Source organism: Citreimonas salinaria, from assembly GCF_900107235.1.
Classification (GTDB): domain Bacteria; phylum Pseudomonadota; class Alphaproteobacteria; order Rhodobacterales; family Rhodobacteraceae; genus Citreimonas; species Citreimonas salinaria.
Genome location: NZ_FNPF01000002.1, coordinates 1 through 20,304 on the forward strand (window position 1 = coordinate 1; position 20,304 = coordinate 20,304).

Genomic DNA, 20,304 nt, shown 5'->3' on the forward strand with positions numbered 1-20,304 from the left:
AATGATCTCATAGTCAGACATAAGCACGTGCTTAGGCATATGCCTAAGCCTCCATGGTTATGCCCGAGTGTCCGGTCGAAACGGGGGCCAGTTCACACCGCCAGGTTTCGGGCTTCCCTTGAGACACCTGAATTAATCAAAGCGGATACGCCGGTGCGTCTGAAGGAGTGCATGTCCCATTCGTCCGCGTTCAAGTCCAAGTTCTTCCGCGCGTGTTCGAGAGCCTTTCCTAGATAGTGTGTGAGGGTCTTGTCATAGCCGCCTCTGAGCAAGCGAGGGAATAGTATGCCACGGTTTTCTGGGCATGACGGCTCGGTCACCAGAGCGCGGCGTACGGTGGCTCTGAGCAAGTCACAGTCCGCTTCCCCGACAAGCATGACCGTCCGGTTTCCCGCTTCGGTCTTGGCCCCGGTGATGTTCAAGCGGATGTGGTCGCCTCGGTCGTCAATGTCGCTCAGCGAAAGCCCCGCGATTTCCCCGAGGCGACAGGCGGTCACCCACAGCAACCGAACTGTGACTATCATTTCATGCTGGTACTTGAGCCGGTTGTTCCCCTTGATGAAGGCAATTAGGGCCTCGGCTTCGTCTCGGGTGACAGGGCGTAGGTTCTTCTTTCTCGGGTCTGCCTTCTTCTTCTGCCCCGCAAGACGGCGAAGAAGCGACGAGAAGGGGTTCTTCATGTCGCCATCGACAAGCCCCCAGTGTTCTAGGATGCGCCAGTAGGACGCGAGGCAGATTTGATGGGTGGCTAGGCTGCGATCCGACAGCGGTTCCCCTGTGCGGTGGGAGGGTGTCGCGCGAAGGTGATCCATGTAGGCGAGTGCAACCGAACGGTTGATCGTCGTGACCGGGGCATTCCCGGTGAAAGCCGCGAACCGCTCCAGGATGTAATTGTACCGCTGCCGCGTCGTGTTCTTGATGCCGTCGCTTTCGGAGAGCCATCGGTGGGCCGTAGAGCGCACCGTAGGTTGGTTCTGGAAGCCCGAAGTTTTCGGCGTCGAAGCCTTGGGTTCATCCGTCGCGAAAAGTCCCTCGCGAATTTCCGAAAGCTTCTCGTTTCTGAGCGCCAGCGCCTCGCCTAGATCGGCCGTCCCGAGGCTCCGAACGATCTCTTTCTTGCCTACCAATTCCTGGAGTTCTGACGGCACAGAGTAGCGCAATGCATACGTGCTGCCGCGCTTGAAAATGCCCTTCGGAAGTATGCGATTCATGGCTCATTTTCCCTTACATGAGGGAGGGTAAGCCATTGAAAACTAAAGGCTATGGTGGGCGACCCAGGAATCGAACCTGGCGTGCGTCTCCGCGAGGGAGTTACAGTCCCCTGCCACACCTTGCGGCCTGTCGCCCACCGGCACCGTTGGTTCCGGTGTGAGCGCGTGATTACTAGGGCGGTTTTGCCCCGTCAACCCGGAAATGCCTTGCCCTTGCGCCGGCGTGCATGCGATGGCCGAAGGCTACGGACAGGGGTATGTAGCATGGCGAAAAAGCCGAAATGGGTGGTCGAGAAGGAGCGCGAGGCCAAGGCCGAGGAGGCGCGCACCGTCTGGCTTTTCGGCCTGCACGCGGTGCGCGACGCGCTCGTCAACCCGCGCCGCGAACGCCTGCGCCTGATCGTGACGCCGAACGCTGCCGAGAAGCTGTCCGACGCCATCGAGCAGAGCGGCATGGAGCCCGAGATCCACGACCCGCGCAGCTTCAAGGCGCCGCTCGATCCCGGCTCGGTACACCAGGGCGCAGCACTCGAGGTGGTGCCGCTAGACTGGGGGCGGGTCGAGGACGTGGCGCAGGGCGGGCCGGGCGCGAGGCTGGTGCTGCTCGACCGGGTGACCGACCCGCACAACGTGGGCGCGATCCTGCGCTCGGCCGAGGTGCTCGGCGCGCAGGCGGTGATCGGTCCGCGCCACCACGCCGCCCCCGAGACAGGCGCGCTGGCCAAGACCGCGAGCGGCGCGCTGGAACGCCAGCCCTACCTGCGGGTGCGCAACCTGTCGGACACGATCCTCGAGCTGCGCGACATGGGCTGGCTGGTGCTGGGGCTGGACGGTACGGCGGAGACCACGATCGAGGCCGCGCTCGACGGCAGACGCGACCGCCCCGTCGCGCTGGTGCTGGGCGCGGAAGGGCCGGGCCTGCGGCCGCGCACGAAGGAAAGCTGCGACGCGCTGGTCGGGATCGCGGCGGCGGGCGCGTTCGGGTCGCTCAACGTGTCGAACGCGGCGGCGGTCGCGCTCTATGCAAGCCTGCCGCGCGTGCAGGCGCCCTGAGCCTAGGCTTTGCTCTGGCCATCGCGGCCGGGCTGGCTTATCTGGCGCGGTGACGAAACGGAGGCCACATGGCGGATTACGAGACCCCGGGACCGGTCGAGGAGAACTGGCGCGACGCTATCTCCTCGGTCGAGGAGATCATCGACGACGCGCGGTCCGGGCGCATGTTCATCCTGGTCGACCACGAGGACCGCGAGAACGAGGGCGACCTGGTGATCCCGGCGCAATGGGCCACCCCGGACGCGGTGAACTTCATGGCGTTGTATGGTCGCGGGCTGATCTGCCTTGCGATGACCGGCGACCGGATCGGCGATCTGGGGCTGCAGCTCATGTCGACGAACAATTCCAGCCGGCATGAAACCGCGTTCACCACCTCTATCGAGGCGCGCGAGGGCGTGACCACCGGCATTTCCGCCGCCGACCGGGCGCGCACGATCCAGGTGGCGATCGATGCCAGCAAGGGCGCGGCCGACATCGCCACGCCGGGCCACGTCTTTCCGCTGCGCGCCAAGGCGGGCGGCGTGCTGGTGCGCGCCGGCCATACCGAGGCCGCCGTCGACGTGGCGCGGCTGGCGGGGCTGAACCCCTCGGGCGTGATCTGCGAGATCATGAACGACGACGGCACCATGGCGCGGCTGCCCGAATTGGTGGCCTTCGCGCAGCGGCACGGGCTGAAGATCGGCACGATCAGCGACCTGATCGCCTACCGCCGGCGCAACGACAACCTGGTGAAGGTCCGCACCGAACAGACGATCACCTCGGAGTTCGGCGGCGAATGGGCGTTACGCGTGTATGTCGACGAGACACATGGCGACGAGCATGTCGTGCTGACCAAGGGCGACATTTCCGGCCCCGAGCCGGTGCTGGTGCGGATGCACGCGATGGACCCGATGCTGGACGTGATCGGCACCGGCCCGAAGGGTCGCGCGCACGAGTTCCAGCACGCGATGGAGGCCGTCGCCGCCGAGGGGCGCGGCGTCGTCGTGCTGCTGCGCGACACCTCAATGAAGATGGACGTGGGCGAAGAGGTTTCGCCCCGCACGCTGCGGCAATACGGGCTGGGGGCGCAGATCCTGTCCTCGCTCGGGCTGTCGAAACTCACGCTGCTGACGAACTCGCCCACGCCGAAGGTGGTCGGGCTGGAGGCCTACGGGCTGGAGATCGTCGGCACCCGCAAGATATCGGAGCTTGGCTGATGGCCGGATCGGAAGAATACCACACCCTGCCGCGGCCCGAGTTCGACCGGCCGGTCAAGCTGCTGATCGTGGTCGCGCCCTACTACAAGGACATCGCCGACCAGCTTCTGGCCGGCGCGCGCGCCGAGATCGAGGCTGCGGGCGCGTCGCACCAGACGGTCGAGGTGCCCGGCGCGCTCGAAATCCCCACGGCGATCGGCATCGCCGGGCGGATGAGCGACTTCGACGGCTACGTGGCGCTGGGCTGCGTGATCCGCGGCGAGACCACGCATTACGAGACCGTGTGCAACGACAGCTCGCGCGGGCTGACCCTGCTGGGGCTGCAGGGGCTGTGCATCGGCAACGGCATTTTGACGGTGGAGAACCGCCAGCAGGCCGACGCGCGCGCGCGGCTGGACGGCCAGAACAAGGGCGGCGGGGCTGCGGCGGCCGCGCTGCACCTGGTGGCGCTGGCGCGGCACTGGGGCGGCCAGCGCGCGGGCGTGGGCTTCGTCGCCGGAGACGCGTCATGACCGAGCTTTCCGGGAACCAGAAACGCAAGATGCGCAGCGCCGCGCGGCTTTATGCGGTGCAGGCGCTGTTCCAGATGGAGCAGTCGGATGCCAGCGTCGACGCCGTGCGGCGCGAGTTCCTCGACTTCCGCTTCGGCGCGACGACGCCCGAGGGCGACGAGATGGCCGAGGGCGACGTGGACCTCTTCACCGAGGTGACCGAGCAGGCGATCAACTGGCAGGCGAAGATCGACCAGATGACCGACCGCGCGCTGGTGGCCAAGTGGCCGATCGACCGGATCGACACCACGCTGCGGGCGCTGTTCCGCGCGGGCGGGGCCGAGCTGGTGGCGCTGGACACGCCGCCCAAGGTGGTGATCGCGGAATATGTCTCGGTCGCCGAGGCGTTCTATCCGGAGGGGCGCGAGCCGCGCTTCGTCAACGCGGTTCTGGACCACATGGCGCGCGAGGCGAAGCCGGAGGCGTTCTAGGGGTGCCAAAACACGGTGTCCCACGGTGGGACATCCTTCTGCCTTATAGAAATCAATGGCTTGCAGAGACGGTTTTACCTTTCGGTAACGATCCGCCGTCGCGCGGGCGCGTCGCGCGCCTGCGTCTTCTGTCTCTAAAATTCGGGGGAGAAACCGCAAAGCGGCGGGGTCGGAGCGCCCTCGTCCCTTGTCGTCGCGTTGGGCGAAGGGGCGGAGCCGCCTTGACACTCGTCGTCGCGTCGGGGGACGCTGTCCCCTTTGGGCCCGACTTCTTACACGGCGCGCGACGAGCTCGAAGATAATAGCGGCGGGAACCGCGCCAACCGTGTGGGTCGTGCATTCCCGAGGACCTGTATGTACAGGTGGGCGCCAGGTAGCGAGACCAGGGCCTCGCCAGAGCCAGCTCCCTCGGATTTGCTTAAGGCCACCGGAATGTACCCGTTCACGAGAAGGGCAGAACCCGCCTGAGCGCAGAGGTAAGCCTGTGCCCGCCCGCTGACAAGAGGGGCCGGAAGAAAGCGTTCGCCGTGTTGGGACGCGCCGTGCTTCGTCAGCTTTCGGGGGTCGTGAACCCGTAGCGTTCGAGCTCGTCCGGCACGAGGATGTAGATCTCGTCCGGCGGGGTGCCGAGGCCGTGGCGCATGACCATCGGGTCGATTCCCATCTCGTCGAGGTAATCCATCACCTCGGCTTGGCTGATCTGGATGTCCTCGACCGCAACGAAGGCGGGCAGCAGGACGTTGCGGCCGTAGAAGTGCTGGTGCACGCCGACCGAGGCGTCGGGATGGACCTGCCGCGTGACCCCGCCGGCCAGCAGGTAGGGGCAGGCCGACAGGCAGTATTCGCCCGACAGCATCCGGGTCGCGATGCCCAGGCGGCGCAGGGCGCGGCCCAGCACCAGCGCCTCGGACACGGTGCCGCCGGGGCTTTGCAGGATCAGCGTCTCGATGGGCGGGTCGGCCTCGGCCAGAAGGTCGGCGATGCGCGCGGCGTCGCCCTCGGCGATCTCGCCCTCGAGCCGCCAGGTCGGGCCGTCCTCGGGCGTGAGGACCAGCCGGTCGGGCAGGTTGCCGGGGTCGCGGGCGGGCAGCACGGCGGGCCGGTCGCGGCGCGGGGCGTAGGTGCGGCGCTGGTCGCCGGGGCGGACGGGTTCGGTCAGGCCGGGCGCGTCGGGGCCGAAATCGGGAATGCCGATCCGGCCCAGCCGCATGTCGCCCAGGATCAGGAAGGCGGCGATGCCGAGCTGGAAGATCAGCACGCCCATCAGCGTGCGGGCTATGGCGTTGCGCGGCATCTACTCGGCCGCGTCGTGCACGCGTGGCGGCCCCGTGCGGGCGGGGGCGTCGCGCGGGAGGGGGGCCATCGCGCCCTCCATCTCGCGCATCGCGTGCAGGGCGGCGCGCAGTTCGGCCAGGGTCATCGTGTCCTCGACCCCGGTGCCCTCGCGGCCATGGCGGATGGCGGACCGGGTGATCGCGACGATGAAGACCAGCACCGCCGGCAGCAGGTCGATCGCGATGGCGCCCGCCCAGGAGGGCACGAAGTTGCGCGCGTAGACGATCACGGCGTCGGCGGCCGAGAGGGGCGTGTAGTCGATCTCGGGCGCGGGTTGCAGGGCGATGACCTGTTGCGCGGCCTGTTCCAGCGTGGCCGCGCGCTGCACCAGCACCTCGAGCACCGAGCCGATGGTGGCGGACTGGCTGTCGCGCGCCGCGTCGGTGCTGGCGTCGAGTTCGGGCAGGACCACCGATTGCGACAGGTCCTGCGCCGCGCGCTGCACCAGCGGGGCGACGGACAATTGCCGCAGTTCGCTGATGATGCCCTGGAGGCGCACGGCGGCCTCGGAGAACTCGACCGAGCGGGCCTCGACCGGGCCCGGCTCGACCGTGAGCGAGCGCATGCGCGACAGGATCTGGTTGCCCTCGTCGAAGGCGTTTTCCACCAGCGGGGTCTGGGCGGCGATCTGCGCCTCAAGCGTGGCAAGTTCGTCGGATTTCTGCCGCAGCACGCGGAAGACCGCGCCGCGCCCGGCGAGGCCCGAGAGCGAGCCCTGCGCCTCCTGCTCGGACAGGTCCTCGAAGCTTTGGCGCACGCGGGCGACGTCGCGTTCCAGCGCCTGCGCGGACAGGGCGACCTCGTGCGCGCGCTCGAGGCTGGCCTGGTAGTCCTGCACCGTCTCGGCGAGGTGCTGTTCGACGGCGGCCGACCCGGCCAGCGCCGCGGCGTTCAGCCAGGACGACATGGCGACGATGGCGAGGCTGCCTAGGCCCATCGCGGCGAACAGCCCGGTGCGCGCGGCGGCCGTGCGGACCGAGGGGAAGAGCCGCATCATGTAGGACCAGAACACGAAGATGCCGACCGAGACGGCGGTGGAATAGGCGATGGCGGCGAAGACCGACATGGCGCCGTTCTCGTCCAGCAGCGAGGACACCCCGAGATAGGTGTAGATGCCCGAGGCCACCGCCAGCACGCCGAGCGCCGTGCCGGTGAAGGTGTCGAGCCAACCGAGATGATCCTCGAGCTCGCGCGCGGCGCGGACGTTGCGGGCCTCGGCCCGGATGATCCGGTGGTCGCCGTCCCGCCCCTGGTCGTGCGCGTGGTCGGTGTCGAAATCCTGCGGCATGGCGGTCTCCGTCGATGCCCGACGACGCTAGTCGCGCCGATTGCGGAAGGAAAGCGGGGTTGCGTTTGTTCACGGCTTGTTCATATTCGGGGCATGATCGACCCGACCGACAGATCCCCGATGGCAGAGATGAAGCCGGGCCAGCTTCTGGCGCGGGGCGTGTGCCGCCACCTGGCCAGCCTGGGCTTCTCGGTGGTCGAGGAGTTCTGTCCCGAGCGCGGCAAGCGGCTGGACGTCATGGCGCTGGGCCCCAAGGGGGCGCTGTGGGTGATCGAGTGCAAGTCGAGCGTCGCCGACTTCACCTCGGACGCGAAGTGGGAAGGCTACCTAGAATGGGGCGACCGGTACTTCTGGGCGGTGGACCAGGATTTCCCGACCGAGCGCCTGCCGGACGAGACCGGTCTGATCATCGCCGACGCCTACGACGCCGAGATCCTGCGCATGGGACCCGAGACGAAGCTGACGGGCGCGCGGCGCAACGCGGTGATCCGGCGCTTCGCGCAGCACGCGGCGCGGCGCCTGCACGGAATGCGCGATCCGGGCGCGGTGCTGGGGGACGTGTAGCTAGCGGCGCGGCTTGGACCTGGGCTTGACGCGCCGGGCGGCCTGGATTGCGGCGCGGAGTTCGTCGACGATCTCCTCGGCTTCCTCGGGGTCGAAATCCATCGGGATCTCGATGCCGTTGTCGGCGCTCACGAAAAGCCGCACCTGGCCCATGTCGGTCGGCCCGATCTGGAGGTTGGCCTCGATGTCGCGTTCGTCGTTGATGCCCATGGCGCAAGCCTTCCGCTGTCTGGCAGGCCAAAGCGATTAGCGCCGCGTCGCGCGATTTGCAAGCGGGGCGGGGCGGAGTCGCGCAAGGAGGCGGATTTCTGTCTTGCAATCGATCCGGCCTCTTTGTATTCGGCGCGTGCGTGCCGCCTTAGCTCAGTAGGTTAGAGCGCTAGATTGTGGATCTAGAGGTCCCCCGTTCGAGCCGGGGAGGCGGTACCATCATCCCCACCGCAACTGACCCGCCCCGACGGGGTTGCTACCCGCCGGACGCGGCCGCGCGGCGCAGGCGGGCGCTTTGGCGGTGGTGGCGCAGCCAGCGGACGGCCTCGGCGAGCGAATAGGTCAACAGCATCTTGGTCTCGTCGGTGACGCTGCGGGCGTCGGACAGGATCTGGAACATGCGCATCGTGCCGAAGGCGGATTCGGAGCCGACCACGATCGCCCGCGGGGTCGTCCTGCGCGACCGGTTGCGCGAGCCCTGGTGCACCCAGGCCTTCACGGTCTCGGTGCCGATTTGGTCGAAGTCGCAGGCGCGCATGTCGTGGATGACCGGCGTCAGGCTGGCCTCGGGACCCAGGCCGTAGAGCCAGTCGAGAAAGGTCTGGTGCGTCTCGAGCCCGAGCGCGCGCGGCTGGCGGATGTAGAACATGCCGTGCAGCTGGCGGACCTCGAAGGTTTCCAGGGTGGCGACGAGCGTCGACCGCGCGCAGGCAGTGTGGTTGGGATGATACGCCATGCGATCAACGAGACCCGGTTCCTCTCCAATAAGTTGTGCCAGTATGGGGGATGCCGGGAACGAGTCAAGGCGAGCCCCCGGGCGCGTCGGCCGGCGCGGGCGTGACCGCGATCGTCTGGCGCAGCGCGCCGGTGGCGCGGTCGAAAATCAGGATGCGGTTGTCCGCGGTGACTACGGCATACCAGTCCGGGCCTTGGGTGAAGGCGGTGGCGGTGGTGCCGTCGGGCAGGGCGATGCGCTCTGGCAAGGGGGCGCGGGCGTTGCTATAGCGGTGCCAGACCAGCGCGGTGAGCGTCACCGTCGCGCCGATCATCACCACCATCAGGACCGTCACCAGCCGGCGCAGCAGCCGCAGCGCGGGCGGTTCGGGAAGCTCGCCTTCGCCGGGCCGGAGTGAAGACATGGACCGGATCCTTCACGTCACCATCGCGGCCGCGCCGCCGCCGCGCCTTGATAAGGCGCTGGCGCGCGATGTGCCAGAGGACGCGGCGCTGTCGCGCACGCGCCTGGCGCGGCTGATCGCCGAGGGTGCGGTCACGCGCGGCGACGAGGTGCTGAGCGATCCCAAGGCGCGCGTCGAGGAAGGCGACGAGATCGCCATCGCCGTGCCCGCCCCGCAGGACTACCACGTCGAGGCGCAGGCCATCGCACTGGACATCCGGCACGAGGACGACGACCTGATCGTGGTAAACAAGCCCGCCGGCATGGTGGTGCATCCCGCGCCCGGTTCGCCCGACGGGACTCTGGTCAACGCGCTGCTGCACCATTTCGGCGGGAACCTGTCCGGCGTCGGCGGCGAGAAGCGCCCCGGCATCGTGCACCGGATCGACAAGGACACGACGGGCCTGCTGGTGGTGGCCAAGTCCGACCGTGCGCATCACGCGCTGGCCGCGCAGTTCGCCGACCACTCGGTGCGCCGGGCTTACCTGGCGGTGGTGCACGGGGTGCCGGACCAGGCCGATCCGCGGCTGCTGGGCACGCGCGGCGTGTCGATCGAGAGCGGGGCGATCACCATCACCTCGGGGCTGGCGCGGCACCGCACCGACCGGCAGCGGCAGGCAGTCTATTTCGACGGGCACGGGCGCCACGCGATCACGCGGGCGCGGGTGCTGGAGCGGTTCGGCATGCCGCCCGCCGCGGCACTGGTCGAATGCCGGCTGCAGACCGGGCGCACGCACCAGATCCGGGTGCACATGGCGCATGCGGGTCACGCGCTGATCGGTGATCCGGTCTATGGCGGGAGGCGCAAGCTGTCGGTCAAGGCGCTGGGGCTGGACGCGCTGGCGGTGGCGCAGGGCTTTTCCCGGCAGGCGCTGCACGCGGCCGATCTGGGCTTCGACCATCCGGCCGATGGCGCGCCGATGGCGTTCCGCGCCGACCCGCCCGAGGACCTGGCCGCGCTGATAGAGGCGCTGCGCGGCGCCGGGTGACGGGCGCCCGCCGGAGCGCCGCGTGACGTTACACCTGCGCACAGGGCTGTGATGGCGGGCGATGCAACCTTACGCGCGTGGATTTCTTCTTTAAGTGAACGGTAACAGGATGCTGGCAGCGTCTGCGAATCGGGCTTCGACTTGCTTGAATCGTGCGCGGCCGGCGACTATCTGGAATGTTAAGCCCGATAACATCGGGCCGTGATGGAGGGACGTGTCGTGAGCAACTATGCCAATCTGCCGGCGCCGTCGCCGGAGGCCGGCCTCAGCCGCTACCTGTCGGAGATCCGGCGCTTCCCGCTGCTGGAGCCGGAAGAGGAATACATGCTGGCCAAGCGCTGGGTCGAGGATGGCGATACCGAGGCCGCGCACCGGATGGTGACCTCGCACCTGCGTCTGGCCGCGAAGATCGCAATGGGCTACCGCGGCTACGGGTTGCCGCAGGCCGAAGTTATTTCCGAGGCGAACGTGGGCCTGATGCAGGCGGTCAAGCGCTTCGATCCCGAGAAGGGGTTCCGGCTGGCGACCTACGCGATGTGGTGGATCCGCGCATCGATCCAGGAATACATCCTGCGGTCGTGGAGCCTGGTGAAGCTGGGGACCACGTCGGCGCAGAAGAAGCTGTTCTTCAACCTGCGCAAGGCCAAGTCGCGCATCGGCGCTCTTGAAGAGGGCGACCTGCGTCCCGAGCATGTCGAGAAGATCGCGACCGATCTCGGCGTGTCCACCGACGAGGTGATCTCGATGAACCGGCGGCTGTCGGGCGGCGACGCGTCGCTGAACGCCACCGTCGGGTCCGAGGGCGAAGGCTCGATGCAGTGGCAGGACTGGCTCGAGGATGAGAGTGCCGACCAGGCAGAGGATTATGCCGAGCGGAACGAACTGGAATCGCGCCGCGCGCTGCTGCTCGAGGCGATGAGCGTCCTGAACGACCGCGAGAAGGACATTCTGACGCAGCGGCGCCTGTCCGAGAAGCCGGTGACGCTCGAGGACCTGTCATCGGTCTACGACGTCAGCCGCGAGCGCATCCGCCAGATCGAGGTGCGCGCCTTCGAGAAGCTTCAGAAGAAGATGCGCGACCTGGCCAAGCAGCAGGGCATGATGAACGCCTGATCTTGCACGCCATGCGTCCTCGCTGATACCGCTATCGGCGGATCAGGGAGGACGGACATGGAACACGTGAGATGGGGCATTCTGGGCGCGGCGAAGCTGGCGCGCACGACGATGGCGCAGGCCTTCCAGGTGGCGGAGGGCGGCACTTTCGACGCGCTGGCGACCCGCGACCGGCAGAAGGCCGCGCCGTTCCTGTCGATGGCCCCGGGATTGCGGGTGCACGACAGCTATGACGCGCTGCTGGCGGATCCGGAGATCGACGCGATCTACATCCCGCTGCCGAACCACATGCACGTCGACTGGACGCTCCGCGCGCTGGATGCGGGCAAGCATGTGCTGGTAGAGAAGCCGCTGGGGCTGTGCGTCGCCGATTACGACAAGGTCATCGCCGCCCGCGACCGCTCGGGGCTGACGGTGGTCGAGGCGTTCATGATCCCGCACCACCCGCAATGGCAGAAGGCGCGCGATCTGTATCGCGACGGCGCGATCGGCAAGCTCGTCAACGTCACCGCCAGCTTCAGCTTCGACAACCGCGACGAGACGTCGAACATCCGCAACCGGGTCGATACCGGCGGCGGGGCGATCCCGGACATCGGCGTCTACATTTTCGGCTCGGTGCGGCTGGTGACGGGGGAAGAGCCCGAGGAGATCCTCGATTCCCGCATCCGGCGCGAGAATGGCGTCGACGTCTGGGCGCATGTCACCGCGCGGTTCCCGTCGTTCCACTACGCGGGCATGGTCTCGATGCGAGCGGCGCCGTGGCAGGAGGTGACCTTCCACGGCGAGGGCGGCGTGATCCGCCTGTCGGCGCCGTTCAACCCGCGGGTCTTCGGCGAGGCGCGGGTGATGTTGTCGCGCGTGGATCACCGCGGCGGCGGGTCCGAGGTGACCGAGTGGCGCTATCCGAAGGCCGACCACTACGTGACGCAGGTCGAGGCGTTCAACCGCTGCGTGCTGGAGGGGGCCGAGGTGACGGTGCCGCTGGAATTCGGCCGCGGCACGCAGGACATGATCGACCGGGTCTACGCCGCCGAACGGGCGGTGTGACGGCGACACGGCGCTCGCCCTGCGGGCGTCGCCCCGCCCGCCGTCCCGCCGGGCGCGCGTCTCAGAGGTCGGCGATCTCGATGACGACCTTGCCGGTCGAGCGGCGGTCCCGCAGCAGGGCAAGGCCGGCCTCGACCTGGTCGAAGGGCAGCGCGTGGCTGACATGCGGGCGGATGCGGCCCTGGCGGTGCCAGTCGATCAGGATGCGCAGCGAGTTGGTCAGCACCTCGGGCCGGAAGGCGAGGTAGCCGCCCCAGTAGAGGCCCATCACGGTCAGGTTCTTGACCAGCAGGTGGTTGGCCTTGATCCGCGGCACCTCGCCCGAGGCGAAACCGATGGTGAGGATCCGCGCCTCGGGGCGGCAGGCGCGGAAGGCGGCGTCGAACTGCGCGCCGCCCACCGGATCGTAGACCACGTCGGCGCCGCCCAGCTGCAGCACGGCGTCGCGGATGTCGGTGTCGGTCGCGTCGATCAGGTGGTCGGCGCCGGCCTCGTGGGCGGCGCGCAGCTTGTCGCGGCCGCGCGCGCAGGCGATCACGCGCGCGCCCATCAGCTTGCCGATCTCGACCGCGGTGAGGCCCACGCCGCCGGCGGCGCCGAGCACCAGCAGCGTCTCGCCCGAGACGAGGTGCGCGCGGTGGTCCAGCGCGACGTGGCTGGTGCCGTAGGCGATCTGGAAGGCGGCCGCGTCGCGCCAGCCCATCGTGTCGGGCAGCGCCACCGCGCGGTCGGCGGGAAAGCAGCCGTATTCCGCAAGCCCCCCGCGGCCGCCGAAGACCGCCACGCGCTGGCCGGGCTGGAAACCGGCGACGTCGGCGCCCACCGCATCGACCAGACCCGCCACCTCCATCCCCGGCACGAAGGGCAGGGCGGGGGTGTCCTGGTATTCACCCTTCTGCATCAGCAGGTCCGCGAAGTTCAGCCCGCAGGCGGCGATCCGCAGGCGGATCTCGTCCGGGGCGGGCGGGGGCACGGGCATCTCCGTCAGCCCGAGCGGTGCGTCGAAGGATGTGACCTGGTAGGCGCGCATGGCGGACTCCGCATCTCGTGTCGCGGCATCTGCGCAAATCGCCCGGCAGGTGTCAAACCGCACCCTGCCGGACGAGCCGCCGGGGCGATCGGTGCCGTAACGTCCCGCTTGGAAAATGAGTTTCTTTTTAAGTTGATACTGCATTCGGAGGCGATACCTTGGGTTGATCTGGATGCAGATGCCGGTCTATCAATGGACGATCTTTCCCCGGCGAGGTGGCCCGTGTCGCGTGCCCTTTCTCTTGTTCCGAGGCGACGGGGTGCTAACGTCGGTGAAATTTACACGAGGAAATGATTCATGGCGCATCCGGTCGATGTTCATGTAGGCAAGAAAATCAGGCAGCGGCGCTGGTTGATCGGCATGACACAGCAGCAATTGGCGGGCAGGGTCGGGATCAAGTTCCAGCAGATCCAGAAATACGAAACCGGCGCCAACCGCGTGTCGGCGTCGCGCCTTTGGGACATCGCCGAGGCGCTGGATGCGCCGGTCAGCGCCTTCTTCGAGGGGATCGAGGAGGCCGAGAACGCCAAGGCCGTCCACGGCCAGGACAACGTGCCGGCCGACATCCTGGCCGACAAGGAGGCGCTGGACCTGGTGCGGTCGTACTACGCGATCCCCGAGAACCAGCGCCGGCGCCTGTTCGAACTGGCACGGGTGCTGTCGGACGTGGCTTGAGCCCGTCGCGCCGCCGGGCTAGCCCTTGCGCGTGAAGCGCAAGGAGTGACCGCCCTTGCGCGCCTGGCGCGAGGAGTGACCGATGGCCGTGACGCAGCCGACCCTTCGGGCCGAACTGGCCGAGACAGCGCATGCGCTGGCCGACGCCGCGGGCCAAGCGATCCTTCCCTATTTCCGCACCGCCGCGCTGGCGATCGAGGACAAGGGTGCCGCCCTGTTCGACCCCGTGACCGCGGCCGACCGCGCCGCCGAGCGCGCCATGCGCGAGGTGCTGGCGCGGCGCCGGCCGCAGGACGCGATCCTGGGCGAGGAATTCGGCCTCACCGATGGCGACAGCGGCCTGACGTGGGTGCTCGACCCGATCGACGGCACGCGCGGCTTCATGTCCGGAACGCCGACCTGGGGCGTGCTGATTGCCGTGGGCGGGGCGGAGGGGCCCGAATTCGGCATCATCGACCAACCCTACACGCAGGAGCGGTTCTGGGGCGGGTTCGGCGCGGCGGGCTGGAGCGGTCCGCATGGCGGCGGCGCGCTTGCGACGCGGCCGACGCCCGCGCTGGCCGATGCCGTCCTGTTCACGACCTTTCCCGAGATCGGCTCTGCAGACGAGCGCGCCGCCTTCGTCCGGGTGGCGGACAGCGTGAAGCTGGTCCGCTACGGCATGGATTGCTACGCCTACGCGCTGCTGGCCGCGGGCCAGATCGACGTGGTGATCGAGGCGGGGCTTCAGGCCTACGACATCCAGGCACCCCTTGCCGTGATCAAGGCGGCCGGCGGTATCGTCACCGACTGGCGCGGCAGCCCGGTCGCCCAGGGCGGTCGGGTCATCGCCGCCGCCAATGCAGGCCTGCACGCGCAGGCGCTGGCGCTGCTGAATGCAACATAGGCATCCCGCCGCCGAAGCTGGCGGGACCCCGCCGATCATTGGCACACTGTGCGGTTGATCGATTGCGTAGGGAATTAATCGATGGTTGAGCGGGTGGCATGAGCCATGGGCCATGACGGAGCCATGAGGATCCGGACGGCCGCAGATCATCGAAGGAGAAAACCGGTGCGATATCTTGTGCTGGCCACGTCGCTGCTATGCACGGCCTGTGTGCCCGTGCCCGTCACCATCACGTACGGCGAACCGCCGGAGCCGATCCAGACCGTCAGCCGCAACGCGCCGGTCGAGACGACGGCGCTGAACGCCTACCGGACCGAGGCGGGCGTTCACCCCGTGGTGCAGTCCGAGGTGCTGAACCGGGTCGCGCAGGCCCACGCGCTGGACATGGCGCGGAACAACTTCTTCGCGCATCGCGGCTCGGACGGCAGCCGGATCGGGCAGCGGGCCGAGCGCGCAGGCTTCAACTACTGCTCGATCGCCGAAAACCTCGCCATGGGGCAGACTTCGTTGGCGCAGACATTGGCCAGCTGGCGCGTCTCGCCCGGGCACTACCGCAACATGATCTCGCCCAAGCACACGCGCTACGGCCTCGCGCGGGCCGAGGGCGACATCTGGGTACTGGTTCTGGGCCGGCGCGGTTGCTAGGCCTCATCCCTTCAGGCGGCGGCCCAGGACCCAGGTGCCGGCGACGGCGCGGTCGTCGCCCAGCATGATCGTCGGGAACAGCGCCTCCCAGATATCCTCGGCGCGCGCGGTCGCCTGCGCGATCGCGGGGGTCGAGGCGAGGTCGAGCACGACGAAATCCGCCTCGCGCCCCGGTTCGAGCCCGCCGACGCGGTCGGCCATGTGCATCGTCCGCGCCGAGCCTTCGGTCGCCAGCCACAGCAATTGCGCGGGGTGGGGCGGCGTGCCGCGCAGCTGCCCGATCTCGTAGGCCGCCGCCATCGTCCGCAGCATCGAGAAGGACGAGCCGCCCCCGGTATCGGTCGCCAGCCCGATCCGCTGGCCCTCGGCCGTCAGCCCCGCCAGGTCGAACAGCCCCGAGCCGATGAAGGTGTTCGAGGTCGGGCAATGGACCAGCGCGGCGCCGGCCTCGCGCAGGCGGTCACGCTCGCGCGGCTCGAGGTGGATGGCGTGGCCGTAGAGGCCGCGTTCCCCCAGCAGGCCGAAGCGCTCGTAGGTGTCGAGGTAGTCGCGCGCCTCGGGGAACAGCGACTTGACCCAGGCGATCTCGTCCGTCTGTTCCGAAAGGTGGGTCTGCATCAGGCAGCCGGGGTTCTCGGCCCACAGCGCGCCCATCGCCTCGAGCTGTTCGGGCGTCGAGGTGGGCGAGAAGCGCGGCGTGATGACGTAGTCGGCGCGCCCGCGTCCGTGCCACCGCGCCAGCAGCGCCGCCGAATCGTCGTAGGCCGATCGCGCGGTGTCGCGCAGGCCCTCGGGAGCGTTGCGGTCCATGCAGGTCTTGCCGGCGGCCACGCGCATGCCGCGCGCCTCGGCGGCGGCGAAGAACGCGTCGACCGAGGCGGGGTGGATCGTGCAGAAGCTGCAGACCGTGGTGGTGCCGTGCTCGATCAGCAGGTCGAGATAGCGCGCGGCCACGTCGGCGGCGTAGGCCGGATCGGCAAAGCGCATCTCCTCGGGGAAGGTGTAGGTCTCCAGCCAGTCGATCAGCCGCTTGCCCCAGCTGGCGATGATGCCGGTCTGCGGGTAATGCGCGTGCGCGTCGACGAACCCGGGCAGGATCAGCCCCGCGCCGTGATGCTCGACGCGGGCACCCGGATGCTCGGCGCGCAGCGTATCGGCGGGCCCCGCCGCGACGATGTGGCCATCGCGGACGGCGATGGCGCCGTGGCGCTCGTGGCGCGCGGCGGACGGGCCGTCGCGCAGCGCGTCGCCGTCGAACCGGATCGTCTGGCCCAGGTGCAGGATGGTTTCGGTCAAGAGCTCTCTCCGGTTCGGACGCGTCACATTAGGCGCGTGCACCGCGGGCCACAACGCCCCGGCGAATGTGGTTTTACCTCGCGCCGCACTGCCCTAGAATCCCGCGGAGGCAGCGGCAAGCAGATGGAGGGCGGTGATGCTGGAAGAGCCGGAAGTACTGGCGCCCGATCCCGATCCCGACGACGCCTACGCGCTTGACATCAAGTCCGTGCAGCAGGTCCGGCAGGCGGTCGAGGAGGGCGACCGCGAACAGCTGATCGCGCTGATGGAGCCGTTGCATCCGGCTGACATCGCCGACCTTCTCGAACAGATCGAGCCCGGCGACCGCCGGCGCTTCGTCGCACTGTACGGCCGCGAGTTCGACGGCGACATCCTGTCCGAGCTCGACGAGACGATCCGCGAGGAAATGATCGGCCTGCTCAGCCCGCAGGTTCTGGCCGAGGCGGTGCGCGATCTCGACAGCGACGACGTGGTCGACCTTCTGGAAGACCTCGACCCCGAGCAGCGCGACGCGATCCTGGGCGCGCTCGGCGCCAGCGACCGCGCGGCGGTGCAGCAATCGCTGACCTACCCGGAATACTCGGCCGGTCGCCTGATGCAGCGCGAGGTCGTCATGGCTCCCGAGCACTGGACCGTGGGCGAGGCGATCGACTACCTGCGCGCCAGCGACGACCTGCCCGAACAGTTCTACCACATCTTCCTGGTCGACCCGAAGCTGCGCCCGGTAGGCAAGGTCGCACTCGGCAAGCTCATGGGGTCCAGCCGCGCCGTCGCACTGCGCACCATCGCCTCGGACGATTTCCGCATCATCCCCGTCCTGCAGGACGAGGGCGACGTGGCCTACGCGTTCAACCAGTACCACCTGATCTCGGCCCCCGTGGTGGACGAGACCGAGCGTCTGGTCGGCGTCATCACCATCGACGACGCGATGGCCGTGCTGGAGGAAGAGAACGAGGAGGACATCCTGCGCCTGGCCGGCGTCAGCGAAGAGGCGAGCCTGTCGGACACCGTGCTGGAAACGCTGCGCGGCCGGGCGACCTGGCTTTTCGTGAACCTGCTGACGGCGATCTTCGCGTCCTTCGTCATCAGCCTGTTCTCGGACACGATCGACAGCATGGTGGCACTTGCGGTGCTGATGCCGATCGTCGCGTCGATGGGCGGCAATGCCGGCACGCAGACCATGACCGTGGCCGTGCGCTCGATCGCGACCCGCGACCTGACCGGCAGCAACGCGCTGCGCATCGTGCGGCGCGAGATCGTCGTGGGCGCACTGAACGGGGCCTTGTTCGGCTTCATCATGGCGCTGGTGGCGGGGGTCTGGTTCGGCGTGCCGATGCTGGCGGTCGTGATCGGAAGCGCCATGCTTCTGACCCAGATCGCGGCGGCCTTCGGCGGAATCGCGATCCCGCTGATCCTCGAACGCCTCAAGATCGACCCGGCGCTGGCATCGGGGCCCTTCGTGACCACGGTCACGGACGTGGTGGGCTTCTTCGCCTTCCTCGGGCTGGCGGCGGCGGTGCTGCTGTAGATGTCTATAGAGGATCGCAAGTCCGCGGCGCGCAAGGCCGCGCTGGCGCGCCGCAAGGCGGCGTTCGAGTCGGCGCCGCCCGATGCGTGGGCCGTGCTCGACCAGGTGCTGGCGCGGCACCGCGGCGCCTGCGTGTCCGGTTTCCTGCCGATCCGGACCGAGATCGACCCGCGCCCCGCGATGGCCAAGGCCGCGCGCCACGGCCCGGTCTGCGTGCCGGTGATCGAGGGGCCCGGCCTGCCGCTGCGCTTCGCGCGCTGGACGCCCGACGCGACGCTCGTGCCGGGCCCGTTCGGCGCCGCGACCCCGGCCGAGCCGGAGTTCCTGGAGCCCCGCGTGCTGATCGTGCCGCTGCTGGCCTTCGACCGCGCGGGCAACCGGCTGGGCTATGGCGGCGGCTACTACGACCGGACGCTGGCGGCCCTACGGGCGCGCGGGTCGCGCACCGCCATCGGCTTCGCCTTCGCCGCGCAGGAGGCAGAGGGCCTGCCGCTGGAGCCGACCGACCAGCCGCTGGACCTGATCGTGACCGAGGCCGAGATCATCTCGCCCGAGGCTTTCGCTTCGTCGTCGTGATGGATTGTTGACGGCACGCCCGGCCGGGCGCACCGTGGGCGGCAGATTCCTGGGAAAGCCACCGCCGTGCCTCTTCGCCTCATCGCCGCTTTCGCGCTTCTGATGTCACTCGCCGCCTGCGCCTCGCTCAGCGAGAAGGAGTGCCTGGCGGGCAACTGGGAAGAGATTGGCCAGCGGGACGGCCGGGCCGGCCGCACCGCCGATTTCATCGTCAATCACGCCAAGGCCTGCGCCGACACCGGCGTGACCCCCGACCGCGCCGCGTGGGAGCGCGGGCGCCAGGCGGGTCTGACCGCCTATTGCACGCCGCTCAACGCCTACGAGGTCGGCCGGTCGGGCGCGCGGCTGTCGCCGGTCTGCCCCGCGGCGCGACTGCCCGTCCTCGAGCAGGCGAACGCCAGGGGGCGCCGCTATCACCACCTGACCGAGGAGATCCGCGACCTTCGGCGCGAGGCGGACGACATCCGTGCGCGCATCGTCGCAGCCGACGACCCGGCGACGCGCGGTGCCCTGCTGTCGCGGCTGAACCTGCTCGATCTGCGCCGCCACATGCTCGAGACGCGGCGCAACGCGGTGGCGCGGTTCTGACGGGCGGCCGGGCGAAACCCGGAAGCGGGAGCGACATGGCGGCTTGATCCGGCCTCTGTTGACGCCTTCGTGCCGATCTGCTTTTGCAATTCCGTTACTATCGAACTCGTCCTGCCTGTTGTCGGGGTTCCCGGAATGGCCCTTCCAGACTACCCTCCCGTGCAAGCGAGGACCCTGTCGCGCACGCTCGCGGCACGCGTTCCGCACAAGGCGCTGAGGGATCGGTGGAACCGGTTGCGCTTCGGGCCCGGCGCGCCTCTGAGCGACGAATGCATCTTCGTCTCTCCCCTCGACGTGCGGCATGTCTACCAGTCCGACGGTTCCGCAGCGCCCTCTTACCAACGCAGACACAGCGGTCTGGTCGTCGGCGGCGACTGGGACCAGTCGCGCAAGCCGCTTCCCGAAACGCGTGCCGCGCGCGTCATCCACGATCGTTTCGTGCGCGGGATGAGCTGGGCGGAAACGGGGATCGTGGACTACCATCTCGCCATCATCGCGCAGAAGGGCGTATCCGAGGGGTTGCGCACGTCGCAGGACATCTTCGCCCGGTACGAAGCCCTTGACCGCGTCTACGAGGAAGCCCTCCGCACCGGACGGCTTCGCGCGCGTCAAGAACTGCCAGAACGCTTCCGGCGGGAGCACGGTGGCATCTTCTTTCATATCGCGCGGGACGGCGAACCTCTCCGCTCGGGCGGCGGCAGGCATCGTTTCGCGATCGCGCGCCTCCTCGGGCTTGCCACCGTGCCGGCGCAACTGGGCGTCATCCACCTCGACGCCGTGCGCGCCGGGCATCTGGAGCGTCTGCGCGACCCCGGTTGACCGAATACGGGCCTGCCGCACGGTCAGGGCGTGGGGGGGCGGGACGGCGCGGCATGTGCCGGGCGGCCGGCCTCGGGTCGGGCGCCACGTCGTCTG

Annotated in this window: 23 protein-coding genes, 2 tRNA genes and 1 other RNA gene; 16 read left to right on the plus strand and 10 right to left on the minus strand. The window is 68.8% G+C overall.

The features are described from left to right. Positions 1 to 92: 92 nt before the first annotated feature. Both BLW27_RS02455 and BLW27_RS21105 read right to left on the minus strand, forming a co-directional pair. Entirely contained in the window at positions 93 to 1,211 is a 1,119-nt protein-coding gene (locus tag BLW27_RS02455; RefSeq protein ID WP_089878755.1) for a site-specific integrase, read from the minus strand. Positions 1,212 to 1,263: 52 nt separating this feature from the next. Continuing rightward, positions 1,264 to 1,347, minus strand: a tRNA-Tyr gene (locus tag BLW27_RS21105). Positions 1,348 to 1,475: 128 nt separating this feature from the next. On the opposite strand from BLW27_RS21105, the gene rlmB reads away from it, so the two are divergent. From rlmB to nusB, 4 genes are all read left to right on the plus strand, one after another. Further along, positions 1,476 to 2,264, plus strand: coding sequence for a 23S rRNA (guanosine(2251)-2'-O)-methyltransferase RlmB (gene rlmB / locus BLW27_RS02460; protein ID WP_089878759.1), 789 nt, complete (start codon positions 1,476 to 1,478; stop codon positions 2,262 to 2,264). 68 nt (positions 2,265 to 2,332) lie between these two features. Continuing rightward, positions 2,333 to 3,460 (plus strand): 3,4-dihydroxy-2-butanone-4-phosphate synthase, encoded by a 1,128-nt coding sequence (gene ribB / locus BLW27_RS02465; RefSeq protein WP_089878762.1) that lies wholly within the window; start codon positions 2,333 to 2,335, stop codon positions 3,458 to 3,460. After that, a complete protein-coding gene (locus tag BLW27_RS02470; RefSeq protein ID WP_089878765.1) occupies positions 3,460 to 3,972 on the plus strand; it encodes a 6,7-dimethyl-8-ribityllumazine synthase in 513 nt (170 codons plus the stop codon). Before ribB ends, BLW27_RS02470 begins: the two co-directional genes overlap by 1 nt. Further along, complete coding sequence (nusB, locus tag BLW27_RS02475; protein ID WP_089878770.1) at positions 3,969 to 4,442, plus strand: transcription antitermination factor NusB; 474 nt, start codon at positions 3,969 to 3,971, stop codon at positions 4,440 to 4,442. The genes BLW27_RS02470 and nusB overlap by 4 nt, the downstream gene beginning before the upstream one ends. A gap of 307 nt (positions 4,443 to 4,749) precedes the next feature. Here nusB and ssrS read toward each other — a convergent pair. The 3 genes from ssrS to BLW27_RS02485 all read right to left on the minus strand — a co-directional run bounded on the left by ssrS (position 4,750) and on the right by BLW27_RS02485 (position 7,065). Next, a non-coding RNA gene (gene ssrS / locus BLW27_RS22060) (6S RNA) lies at positions 4,750 to 4,905 on the minus strand. A gap of 87 nt (positions 4,906 to 4,992) precedes the next feature. Further along, the gene (locus BLW27_RS02480; protein WP_089878773.1) at positions 4,993 to 5,736 is read right to left on the minus strand and encodes a COG3904 family protein; all 744 of its coding nucleotides are present in this window, start codon (positions 5,734 to 5,736) and stop codon (positions 4,993 to 4,995) included. Continuing rightward, positions 5,737 to 7,065, minus strand: a complete 1,329-nt coding sequence (locus tag BLW27_RS02485) for a hypothetical protein (RefSeq protein WP_245710751.1) — start codon at positions 7,063 to 7,065, stop codon at positions 5,737 to 5,739. A gap of 129 nt (positions 7,066 to 7,194) precedes the next feature. On the opposite strand from BLW27_RS02485, the gene BLW27_RS02490 reads away from it, so the two are divergent. After that, on the plus strand, positions 7,195 to 7,629 hold the full coding sequence (locus BLW27_RS02490) for an MmcB family DNA repair protein (protein WP_089879685.1): 435 nt from the start codon (positions 7,195 to 7,197) through the stop codon (positions 7,627 to 7,629). On the opposite strand, the gene BLW27_RS02495 is transcribed toward BLW27_RS02490, so the two are convergent. Continuing rightward, on the minus strand, positions 7,630 to 7,839 hold the full coding sequence (locus BLW27_RS02495) for a DUF6324 family protein (protein ID WP_089878778.1): 210 nt from the start codon (positions 7,837 to 7,839) through the stop codon (positions 7,630 to 7,632). 142 nt (positions 7,840 to 7,981) lie between these two features. Here BLW27_RS02495 and BLW27_RS02500 point away from each other — a divergent pair. Then, positions 7,982 to 8,058: transfer RNA gene (locus BLW27_RS02500), tRNA-His, on the plus strand. A 37-nt stretch (positions 8,059 to 8,095) separates the two neighbouring features. Here BLW27_RS02500 and BLW27_RS02505 read toward each other — a convergent pair. Beyond that, positions 8,096 to 8,575 (minus strand): hypothetical protein, encoded by a 480-nt coding sequence (locus BLW27_RS02505; protein WP_089878782.1) that lies wholly within the window; start codon positions 8,573 to 8,575, stop codon positions 8,096 to 8,098. A 64-nt stretch (positions 8,576 to 8,639) separates the two neighbouring features. After that, on the minus strand, positions 8,640 to 8,978 hold the full coding sequence (locus BLW27_RS02510; protein WP_089878787.1) for a DUF6476 family protein: 339 nt from the start codon (positions 8,976 to 8,978) through the stop codon (positions 8,640 to 8,642). Between BLW27_RS02510 and BLW27_RS02515 the strand changes: the two genes are divergently transcribed. The 3 genes from BLW27_RS02515 (at position 8,977) to BLW27_RS02525 (ending at position 12,165) form a co-directional block, all read left to right on the plus strand. Then, a complete protein-coding gene (locus tag BLW27_RS02515) occupies positions 8,977 to 10,005 on the plus strand; it encodes an RluA family pseudouridine synthase (protein WP_089878790.1) in 1,029 nt (342 codons plus the stop codon). The genes BLW27_RS02510 and BLW27_RS02515 overlap by 2 nt on opposite strands. A 219-nt stretch (positions 10,006 to 10,224) precedes the next feature. After that, positions 10,225 to 11,118 carry an RNA polymerase sigma factor RpoH gene (rpoH, locus tag BLW27_RS02520; RefSeq protein WP_089878793.1) on the plus strand — a complete coding sequence of 298 codons (894 nt, stop codon included), beginning with the start codon at positions 10,225 to 10,227 and terminating at the stop codon, positions 11,116 to 11,118. 57 nt (positions 11,119 to 11,175) lie between these two features. Then, a complete protein-coding gene (locus tag BLW27_RS02525; protein ID WP_089878796.1) occupies positions 11,176 to 12,165 on the plus strand; it encodes a Gfo/Idh/MocA family protein in 990 nt (329 codons plus the stop codon). A 61-nt stretch (positions 12,166 to 12,226) separates the two neighbouring features. Here the strand turns inward: BLW27_RS02525 and BLW27_RS02530 are convergent, their stop codons facing one another. Next, entirely contained in the window at positions 12,227 to 13,195 is a 969-nt protein-coding gene (locus BLW27_RS02530; protein ID WP_089878799.1) for an NADPH:quinone oxidoreductase family protein, read from the minus strand. A gap of 297 nt (positions 13,196 to 13,492) precedes the next feature. On the opposite strand from BLW27_RS02530, the gene BLW27_RS02535 reads away from it, so the two are divergent. From BLW27_RS02535 to BLW27_RS02545, 3 genes are all read left to right on the plus strand, one after another. Next, the gene (locus BLW27_RS02535; RefSeq protein WP_089878802.1) at positions 13,493 to 13,870 is read left to right on the plus strand and encodes a helix-turn-helix domain-containing protein; all 378 of its coding nucleotides are present in this window, start codon (positions 13,493 to 13,495) and stop codon (positions 13,868 to 13,870) included. 82 nt (positions 13,871 to 13,952) lie between these two features. Next, positions 13,953 to 14,756, plus strand: a complete 804-nt coding sequence (gene hisN / locus BLW27_RS02540) for a histidinol-phosphatase (protein WP_089878805.1) — start codon at positions 13,953 to 13,955, stop codon at positions 14,754 to 14,756. A 165-nt stretch (positions 14,757 to 14,921) separates the two neighbouring features. Next, a complete protein-coding gene (locus BLW27_RS02545) occupies positions 14,922 to 15,401 on the plus strand; it encodes a CAP domain-containing protein (RefSeq protein ID WP_177177803.1) in 480 nt (159 codons plus the stop codon). 3 nt (positions 15,402 to 15,404) lie between these two features. Here BLW27_RS02545 and guaD read toward each other — a convergent pair whose 3' ends face one another. Next, a complete protein-coding gene (gene guaD / locus BLW27_RS02550; RefSeq protein WP_177177804.1) occupies positions 15,405 to 16,697 on the minus strand; it encodes a guanine deaminase in 1,293 nt (430 codons plus the stop codon). 136 nt (positions 16,698 to 16,833) lie between these two features. Between guaD and mgtE the strand changes: the two genes are divergently transcribed. The 4 genes from mgtE to BLW27_RS02570 all read left to right on the plus strand — a co-directional run bounded on the left by mgtE (position 16,834) and on the right by BLW27_RS02570 (position 20,208). Continuing rightward, a complete protein-coding gene (gene mgtE / locus BLW27_RS02555; RefSeq protein WP_089878813.1) occupies positions 16,834 to 18,225 on the plus strand; it encodes a magnesium transporter in 1,392 nt (463 codons plus the stop codon). Continuing rightward, positions 18,226 to 18,801, plus strand: coding sequence for a 5-formyltetrahydrofolate cyclo-ligase (locus BLW27_RS02560; RefSeq protein ID WP_089878815.1), 576 nt, complete (start codon positions 18,226 to 18,228; stop codon positions 18,799 to 18,801). A 66-nt stretch (positions 18,802 to 18,867) separates the two neighbouring features. Further along, on the plus strand, positions 18,868 to 19,389 hold the full coding sequence (locus BLW27_RS02565; protein ID WP_089878818.1) for a DUF2799 domain-containing protein: 522 nt from the start codon (positions 18,868 to 18,870) through the stop codon (positions 19,387 to 19,389). Positions 19,390 to 19,524: 135 nt separating this feature from the next. Then, positions 19,525 to 20,208, plus strand: a complete 684-nt coding sequence (locus BLW27_RS02570) for a hypothetical protein (protein ID WP_245710752.1) — start codon at positions 19,525 to 19,527, stop codon at positions 20,206 to 20,208. Positions 20,209 to 20,304 lie beyond the last annotated feature (96 nt).